At 38.2% G+C, this 3470-nt stretch carries 2 protein-coding genes and 1 pseudogene; 2 read left to right on the top strand and 1 reads right to left on the bottom strand.

What is annotated here, in order from left to right:
* Nucleotides 1–634: 634 nt before the first annotated feature.
* Nucleotides 635–1864, bottom strand: a complete 1230-nt coding sequence (locus F3H12_RS12870) for an IS256 family transposase (protein ID WP_149679720.1) — start codon at nt 1862–1864, stop codon at nt 635–637.
* A gap of 196 nt (nt 1865–2060) precedes the next feature.
* Between F3H12_RS12870 and F3H12_RS12875 the strand changes: the two genes are divergently transcribed.
* Together F3H12_RS12875 and F3H12_RS12880 are read left to right on the top strand one after the other, a co-directional pair.
* A complete protein-coding gene (locus F3H12_RS12875) occupies nt 2061–2459 on the top strand; it encodes an ArsR/SmtB family transcription factor (protein WP_003519130.1) in 399 nt (132 codons plus the stop codon).
* A 153-nt stretch (nt 2460–2612) separates the two neighbouring features.
* A pseudogene (locus F3H12_RS12880) lies at nt 2613–3374 on the top strand (arsenic resistance protein); the annotation flags it as partial.
* Nucleotides 3375–3470 lie beyond the last annotated feature (96 nt).

Consider the following 3470-nt stretch of genomic DNA (forward strand, 5'->3'; position numbering starts at 1 on the left):
AATGAATATCCAAGAAGAATGTTTGGTTATAGGTCAGCCATAGAAATGGCGGTATGATGTATAGAATTTATTCCAGTAAGCAATGGATTTACCAATTTTTTCACGGCATTTAATATTGCAATTTATAGTCAAAGATTACATCGATAAATGAATTTACATTGACACCAGTAGCTTTATTACATAAATGAGGTGAAAAAATGATAAAGTAGAAATCATTTTACACCACTTGACAAGACACTATCTGCCATTCTATTATTAGTAGCCACGGTATGACCTCCTCTACTTTATTTGTTTTGTTTTGTTTCCCTAATAAAGTAGAAATCATATCGTGGTTACTTTTGTCAATTAGCCTCCACGAAATTTACACCACTACTTGAGACTATAACGGAAAAGGAATAAGGAAAATGTTTTAGAAATAATAAAGTTGACTCTATGATAATAAAGTTGGTTCTAAAATAATAAAGTTATTCCCAAAATTAGATTTTCACATCGTAGGGGAGGTTTGGGGTATGTTATGGGAACGTATTCTTGAATTATGTGATAAATATAAAAAACATATTTTTTGATTTATAAGATAATGTATTTATTGGATCAAGTCCCAATTTGTGTGTAAATTCCCTCGGCCAGAAGAAGCTTAGCGAATATGTGTTACTTTAGCGGTTTTCCTTTCTTGTACTTGAGTTTGCTGCCATTCCAGATATTCGGTCATTTCAAGATACTTCTTTCCACTCGTCCATTTCTCATCAATTTCCATGAGTAAAGCACCAATCAGACGTACGACGGACTCACGGTTTGGGAAGATGCGAATAACTCGCTCACGGCGGCGGATCTCCTCGTTCAAGCGCTCCATCCCATTGGTGGTTCGCAGACGTTTTCGGTATCTTTCAGGAAACATAAGAACTGCTGTAGCATCCTCAAAACCGGCTTCCAGAATCGACATCGCTTTAGGTGCTTTAGCCTCATAAGCCTCTAAAACCTGCTGAAGCAACATACGGGCAGTATCCATGTCTGGTGCATCCAAGATTGCACGTACACGCGGGTACAATTCTTCCTGTAACGTCTTGGGTGTAGCATCCAGGATATTGCGCATAAAGTGGGTTTGGCAACGCTGCCAAGTCACGCCTTGAAAGTGAGTTCGGATAGCCCGCACCAAGCCGCCATGGTGATCGGAAACGATGAGATCCACACCACGCAGATCGCGAATCTTGAGCCAAGAGAAGAATTCACTCCAGCTTGCTTCCGACTCGCTGTCTCCAAGCTTGAGTCCAAGGATTTCACGGTAGCCGTCTGCATTTACTCCATAAGCCAACATCACGCCACGAGCACGGACACGCCCTTCTTCACGAACCTTCAGTACCAGGGCATCGACAATGACAAACGGGTACCGGGAATCACGAAGACTGCGATTGTTCCAAGCGTTTACGATCGGATCCAATCGCTTGCAGAGATCGGATACGGTAGACTTGGAAAACTCCGTACCGCATAGTTCCTCCGTAATCTGGGTCACTTTGCGGGTCGAAATCCCATTCACGACCATCTCCATCAGCGCCAAGACAAGAGCTTGTTCGCTCCGTTGGTATCGAGCAAACAACTCCGTAGAGAATTTACCATTACGGATACGAGGAACTCGAAGAGTGATGGTTCCTACACGTGTTGTGAGTTGGTGAGGGTAGGTACCATTTCGATACCCTTGCCGATCTTCCGTCCGCTCATAGGGCTCTGCAGCCAGTTGTTCGCTAGCTTGAGCCTGTAACACTTGGTTCAATACGGATTCTAACAACGCAGCCACCCCGGCATCCTGAGAATTACCTAAAAATAACTGCTGCAAAAGTTTGGAATCTACGCTAATCTGGTATTGAGCCATAACAAAACTCCTCCCCTAGAATGGTGTCTGCAAACTTCATTCTAACCGAGGGTTTTTCATATGGCTCTTTTATTTTTTAAGAGACTCATATTTTTACACAATTATACGGACTCAACTATTTATTGTTGACAGAGAAATAAATCAATACTATTATATATATGAGTATAATTGAATATAATCATATGGTGGTGATAAATTGGATTTAATAGAAATCTTTAAAGCGTTGGGAGATGAAAACAGAATTAGAATACTCAATTTGCTAATAAGACAGGAACTCTGTGTGTGCGAGATAGAAACAGTGCTGGATATGACGCAGTCTAATGCTTCAAGACATCTAAATAAATTAAAAACTTCAGGTATTATAACCAGTGAAAAGAAATCTCAATGGGTCTATTACAGAGTAGATAACAAGTTTATTGAAGAAAATAACCTACTGTATGAATTTATTAAAAACAAGATGGCTGAAAATACACAATTGTTAAGAGATATAGAGACACTTAAAAAATATAAAAACAGTAACTTTACATGTGAGCAACTACGGGAAGATAAAAGTCAGGTTCTTAAGTATCTTCGAGAGCAGTGCAATAACAATTAATGAAAATTATTAATAATAGAAAACTGATTTTAGTTATTTTTCTGTAAAAACTTTAAATTAGTCACTATATGATTATAACTGAATATAATCATATAGTAAGAACAAGATAATTTAAATTGATAGGGGGCATAAAACTTGAGTGACAAAGAAACAATGCAAGAAAATAAAGGATTAGGTTTTTTTGAAAAGTACCTTACACTGTGGGTAGCAGCATGTATTATAGTAGGAGTTGCCATAGGACGATTAATTCCTGTAATCCCTGAAACTTTAAGCAAATTTGAATATGCAAATGTATCAATTCCTGTTGCTATTCTCATATGGCTAATGATTTACCCAATGATGCTGAAAATTGATTTTTCAAGCATTGTCAGGGCAACAAAAAAACCGAAGGGACTAATAGTTACTTGTGTAACAAACTGGCTTATCAAGCCTTTTACAATGTATCTTATTGCAGCGTTTTTCTTGAAAGTAGTGTTCAGTAGGTGGATTGGTCCGGATTTAGCGACAGACTATCTTGCAGGTGCAGTATTATTAGGAGCCGCACCATGTACCGCTATGGTATTCGTATGGAGTTATCTGACAAAAGGCGACCCTGCTTATACATTAGTGCAGGTAGCAGTGAATGACCTGATAATATTGTTTGCATTTACACCAATTGTTGCATTCCTATTAGGGGTAAGTAATGTGACCGTTCCTTATGACACGCTGATATTATCAACAATCCTGTTTGTTGTTATTCCATTGGCAGGAGGGTACCTTACTAGAAGGAACATCATTAAACATAAGAGTATAGAGTATTTCGAGAACATTTTTCTCAAGAAATTTGATAATGTAACAATCGTAGGTTTGCTTCTCACTTTAGTAATTATTTTCTCGTTCCAGGGTGAAATAATTTTAAGTAATCCCTTGCATATTAGTAAGCGTCAAAGAAACCCTCACATAGTATATCGGTTGTGTAGTTGATACAATCACAGTAAAACAAGTTGAAAAAGTTGAAAAAGTAGGCCAACT

It is taken from the genome of Thermoclostridium caenicola, from assembly GCF_900142095.1.
Lineage (GTDB): Bacteria > Bacillota > Clostridia > DSM-8532 > DSM-8532 > Thermoclostridium_A > Thermoclostridium_A caenicola.

Excerpts from the sequence above, each read along its gene's own strand:
- F3H12_RS12870 (WP_149679720.1), bottom strand. The coding sequence starts at position 1,864 with ATGGCTCAATACCAGATTAGCGTAGATTCCAAACTTTTGCAGCAGTTA.